6 protein-coding genes are annotated in these 5252 nt (G+C 44.7%); all 6 read left to right on the top strand.

Annotation, left to right across the window (positions count from 1 at the left end; all coding sequences use genetic code 11):
- The first annotated feature begins 342 nt into the window (after positions 1–342).
- Positions 343–1245, top strand: coding sequence for a phosphate ABC transporter substrate-binding protein (locus N3A72_12305; protein ID MCX7920358.1), 903 nt, complete (start codon positions 343–345; stop codon positions 1243–1245).
- 34 nt (positions 1246–1279) lie between these two features.
- Positions 1280–2155 carry a phosphate ABC transporter permease subunit PstC gene (pstC, locus tag N3A72_12310; GenBank protein MCX7920359.1) on the top strand — a complete coding sequence of 292 codons (876 nt, stop codon included), beginning with the start codon at positions 1280–1282 and terminating at the stop codon, positions 2153–2155.
- A 45-nt stretch (positions 2156–2200) separates the two neighbouring features.
- Positions 2201–3049: a phosphate ABC transporter permease PstA gene (pstA, locus tag N3A72_12315; GenBank protein MCX7920360.1), complete on the top strand. Its 849-nt coding sequence runs from the start codon at positions 2201–2203 to the stop codon at positions 3047–3049.
- Between the two features lie 33 nt (positions 3050–3082).
- Positions 3083–3838, top strand: a complete 756-nt coding sequence (gene pstB, locus N3A72_12320; GenBank protein ID MCX7920361.1) for a phosphate ABC transporter ATP-binding protein PstB — start codon at positions 3083–3085, stop codon at positions 3836–3838.
- Between the two features lie 100 nt (positions 3839–3938).
- Positions 3939–4610, top strand: coding sequence for a phosphate signaling complex protein PhoU (gene phoU, locus N3A72_12325; protein ID MCX7920362.1), 672 nt, complete (start codon positions 3939–3941; stop codon positions 4608–4610).
- 77 nt (positions 4611–4687) lie between these two features.
- A partial coding sequence (locus tag N3A72_12330; protein ID MCX7920363.1) for an XdhC family protein occupies positions 4688–5252 on the top strand: 565 nt, incomplete at its 3' end.

The raw sequence follows: 5252 nt of genomic DNA on the forward strand, positions 1-5252 counted from the left end.
AAAAAATAGATGCCCGCTAGGGACGGCTGAATGAAAAAAGAGTCTTTTTACCGCAGGGAGCGCAGAGAGCGCAGAGTTCTTCTTGGTCATAAACTAAACCAATTTTTTCTCAGAGAGTTCAGCGCTCTCTGCGGTGAAGATTTGCAAAGTGTCGTAGTGAGACTTTACATAGATTTTACATAGCAATTACATACATTTTATTTACGTATGATAGACTAGATAGCGAAATGAAATTTGATTTCATTCTAGGGAGGTGAGAGTTATCGTCAATAAATTCTAATACCATACTTGCAAACATGCAGTAATTAGTATAATGTATTAAACTATGAAAGGAGTTTATGTATGTTACCAAAAACCAATACCATAACGATAACCATAGTAGCAAGTTTCCTGTTAATTTTAGGAGTAAGCGGGGTATTCGCCGCAAAAGGAATGATTCAGATTAAAGGCTCAGATACGATGGTTAATCTCGGTCAAGCCTGGGCGGAAGCGTTTATGAAACGAGAGCCGAATATTTCTGTTGCGGTAACCGGTGGTGGTTCGGGAACAGGTATTGCTGCATTGATTAACGGCACTGCGGATATTGCGCAGTGTTCTCGATCGATGAAAGAGAAAGAAATTGAACAGGCGAAAGCGAAAGGGGTTAATCCGGTTGAACATAAGGTAGCATTAGACGGATTAGCGGTAGTTGTTCATCCGAAGAATCCGGTCTCGAAGTTAACCATAGACCAGTTATCAGATATTTTCACGGGAAAAATCAGAAATTGGAGTCAGGTTGGTGGGAAAAATGCGCCGATTGTTATCTTATCTCGGGAAGTCAATTCCGGAACCCATATTTATTTTAAAGAACATGTTGTTCGTCGTGGAAATGAAAAAGGTCCGGAAGAATTTGCGCCGGATGCGTTGTTAATGCCGTCTTCGCAAGCGATTGCAGATGAAGTCGCTTCCAATCCGAATGCAATCGGCTACTATGGAATGGGGTATGTCAGCGAAAAACAGAAAGCAATTCTGGTCGCAAAAGATAAAGATTCTGCGTATATCGCTCCGACGAAAGAAAATGTTATTAACGGGAGTTATCCGATATCGCGCCCGTTATTTCTATATACGAATGGGAAACCGACCGGTGCCGTGAAACAGTTCATAGACTTTGTACTCTCCGCAGAAGGGCAGAAAATCGTTAGCCAGCAGGATTTTGTCCCGATTACGTTACAGAAGAGCGGAACAACCAAAGAACGAAAGAAATAAAGAACGAAAGAACGCTAGAGCCAAAAAAATGGTTATGGTTCACGTGCGAAGATTCCATGAGTTTATTATTGAGAAATTAATTGTGATAAGCGGGATAACCTCGATTATTTTCGTTGCGTTGATATTCTTACTCCTGCTGAAAGAAGGGGTATCGCTTTTCGCAACGGTACCGTTATCCGAATTTCTCACGGGGAAGCATTGGTATCCGATATCCGACCCGCCGAAATTTGGGATTCTTCCGCTTATTCTCGGGTCGCTCCTAGTTACCGGCGGTGCGATGGTTATTTCGATTCCGCTCGGGATTATCGGAGCGGTGTATATTTCGGAAATCGCGCCGGAAGCGATTCGGGAATATCTGAAATCTGCAATCGAACTTATTGCTGCGATTCCGAGCGTGGTTATCGGGTTCGTTGGCATAGTCACCATAGTTCCCTTGATAAAAACGTGGTTTAACCTACCCACGGGATTAACCGCATTAACCGGGTCAGTAGTGTTAGCGTTTATGTCGTTACCGCTGATTGTATCGTTATCGGAAGATGCGCTGCGCAGCGTTCCGCAGAGTTATCGCGAAGCGAGTCTTGCGCTTGGCGCTACCCGCTGGCAAACCATCTATCGGGTCGTAGTTCCTGCTGCGATATCCGGTATCGTTGCCTCAGTGATGCTCGGAATCGGGAGAGCTATTGGCGAGACGATGGCCGTAATGATGGTCACGGGAAACGCAGCGGTTATCCCGCACAGTTTCCTTAAACCGGTGAGAACGTTAACCGCAACCATAGCTGCAGAAATGGGCGAAACCGTTCGGCAGAGCGAGCATTATTATGCTTTGTTCGCGATAGGGTTAGTCTTATTTATCATAGTGTTTTGTATCAATTTTTCCGCGAGTTTCTTCATTAAACGGATTAACAAATAACCGTTACCCTTGAAATAATATCGGGGTAAACGTTACGTTACGAGCATGATTTCACCCAAACGCGCACAACAAGTAGCATTTAGTATGTTGTTTCTGGTAACCGTGGTGATTCTTATTCCGTTAGGGATAATTGTCTATATTTTAATTAAAAATGGTATCGGCGTCATAACCTGGGATTTTCTTACGTCCGTTCCACGGATGGGCATGAAAGAAGGCGGAATATTTCCAGCGATAGTCGGAACGTTTTATCTGGTGGTCGGAACGATTATTTTTGCGTTACCGTTAGGGGTGGCTGCAGCGATTTATTTAACGGAATACGCACCGGATACTTGGTTAACCCGACTCATTCGAATTGCCATCATTAATCTCGCTGGGGTTCCTTCCATTGTGTATGGGTTATTCGGATTAGGATTTTTCGTGTTACTGTTACAGTTCGGAACCTCGATTCTAGCCGGATCGCTCACCCTAGCGATAATGATTCTACCGGTTATCATCACCGCAGCGGAAGAAGCGCTGAAAACCGTGCCGATTTCGTTTCGAGAAGCGAGTTTAGCGGTCGGCGCTACGAAATGGCAGACGATTCAGAAAATTGTGTTACCGCAAGCGTTGCCGGGAATTCTCACCGGTGCGATTCTTGGGGTGAGTCGAGCTGCGGGCGAGACAGCGCCGATATTATTTACGGTAGCGGCGTTTTATCTGCCGCATCTCCCGAAATCGCTGTTCGACCAAGCGATGGCGCTTCCGTATCACTTATACGTTATTTCAACGCAAATTCCGGGAATTAAACTTGATGTGCAGTATGGAACTGCGTTAGTATTAATTATTTTAGTGCTCGGAATGAATTTAACCGCCATCATTCTCCGCGCCCGGTTTCGGAAACGGAAAAAATGGTAACCGAGAACGATTCGCCGGATACTTCGATTGTCTATGGAACCATGCGTTCAGGTAATTAATTTAAATTTTTATTATGGTACTGTCCATGCGTTAAAGAATATCTCGATAGATATTTATCCGAATCGAACCACTGCGTTTATCGGTCCTTCGGGTTGCGGAAAATCAACTTTTTTACGTACCTTGAACCGAATGAATGATATAATTAAAGGGACGCGAGTTGAAGGGAAAGTGTTGATTGACGGTCAAGATATTTACGGAAAAGAAGTTGATGTGACCGCGTTACGTCGGAAAGTCGGGATGGTATTTCAGAAATCGAATCCGTTCCCGATGTCAATTTTTAATAACATAGCGTATGGATTACGGCTGCAGGGGATTAAAGACAAATATGAAATTAACGCTCGCGTGGAACAGAGTTTACGCGATGCGGCGTTATGGGACGAAGTGAAAGACCGATTGCATATCAGTGCATTTGATTTATCTGGCGGGCAGCAGCAGCGGTTATGCATTGCGCGAGCGTTAGCCATCAAACCGGAAATTGTGCTGATGGATGAACCAGCTTCCGCGCTTGACCCAATTTCTACCGCAAAAATAGAAGAGTTAATTCAGGAGCTCGAGAAAAACTATACCATAATCATTGTCACCCATAATATGCAGCAAGCGGCGCGGGTCTCGGATTACACTGGGTTCTTTTTACTCGGGGAACTCGTTGAATACGATGTCACGAAAACTATTTTCACCGCACCGAAAGATAAACGCACCGAAGATTACATCACCGGTCGTTTCGGATAAATGGAAAGGATGATTCCACCGATTGTAAACCAGATTACCTCGATGACACCAATTGCATCGGGACAATCAGATTTCTATAATCGCGCGGTAATCGTTGAAAATGATGGAACGAAAATTTGATGATGAATTGCGGGAACTCAACCAGCTGTTATTAAAGATGGCGTCGCTGGTTGAAGAAGCGATTTATAAATCCATCGAAGCATTAAAATCGCGCAATGCCGAACTAGCGAATTTAGTTATCGTTGCTGACAACCAGATTGATGAACTAGAACTGGTGATAGATGAAAAAGCGCTGAGTCTTCTCGCGTTACGGCAACCGATGGCAATCGATTTACGGTTTATTACCACCGGGATGAAAATCAATGCGGAATTAGAACGGATTGCGGATTTAGCGGTTGATATTGCCCAGCGTGTTCTCGAGCTGGTTCCGTTACCGACCTTAAAACCGTTGGTAGATATCCCGAAATTATCGGAAATAGCGCAACAGATGGTAAAACAGAGTATCGATGCGTTTGTGAATCGCGACGCGACCCTTGCAAAGAAGGTGGTATTGTTTGATGAACAAGCGGATAAGTTACGAAACCGGGTGCAACAGGAACTGATTAACGACTATATGATTGCCGATGGGACTACTGCGCCGCGTGCGGTACCGCTTCTCCTCATCGCTCGCCATTTAGAACGGATCTGCGACCATGCAACGAATATCGCTGAAGATGTGATTTATATGGTTGAAGCGAAAGTTATCAAACATCATCCGGAGAAACTCGAGTAAACCGATAGTCGCGAGCGAAATAATGGTTACGGGCAAATCGCTTATTCAACCAGTGCATGATGTAACCAGCAGGTATTATGGATATCTATCGAGAAATCGCAAAAGCGAAAGAAGCGCGAAAACCAGTTGCGGTGGCGATAATAACGAAAACCACTGGGTCGACGCCACGGAAACCAGGTGCGAAAATGCTGGTATATCCGGATGGAACAATTTTCGGGTCGATTGGCGGTGGAGCGGTAGAAGAAAAAGTTATTGCGACTGCGGTTGAATGTTTAAACACCAACCAGACGCAAACACTTTCGTTTGCGTTATCGTCGTCTCGGAAACAAACCAATCCGGATACAAAGCTCGATATGCTTTGCGGAGGGAATATGGAAGTGTATATTGAGCCGATATTTCCGGATCCGGTACTCTATATATTCGGGGCAGGGCATATCAGTTATGCGTTAGCGCGAATCATGAAACTAGTCGGGTTTACCGTTGTGGTGTTCGATTCGGATAAGCACTATGCGAACCGGAATCGGTTTCCGGAATCGGTAGCCGATGAAGTTACGGTTATCGAGTTCACAAAAGCGGTAGAATTAGTCACGTTCGATACTTCAACCTACATTGTTATTCTGACCCGAACCCATCGTTCCTGTC

Source organism: bacterium (assembly GCA_026416715.1).
Taxonomy (GTDB): Bacteria; UBP4; UBA4092; order JAOAEQ01; family JAOAEQ01; genus JAOAEQ01.

Excerpts from the sequence above, each read along its gene's own strand:
- N3A72_12305 (MCX7920358.1), top strand. The coding sequence starts at position 343 with ATGTTACCAAAAACCAATACCATAACGATAACCATAGTAGCAAGTTTC.
- pstC (MCX7920359.1), top strand. The coding sequence starts at position 1,280 with ATGGTTCACGTGCGAAGATTCCATGAGTTTATTATTGAGAAATTAATT.
- pstA (MCX7920360.1), top strand. The coding sequence starts at position 2,201 with ATGATTTCACCCAAACGCGCACAACAAGTAGCATTTAGTATGTTGTTT.
- pstB (MCX7920361.1), top strand. The coding sequence starts at position 3,083 with ATGGAACCATGCGTTCAGGTAATTAATTTAAATTTTTATTATGGTACT.
- phoU (MCX7920362.1), top strand. The coding sequence starts at position 3,939 with ATGATGGAACGAAAATTTGATGATGAATTGCGGGAACTCAACCAGCTG.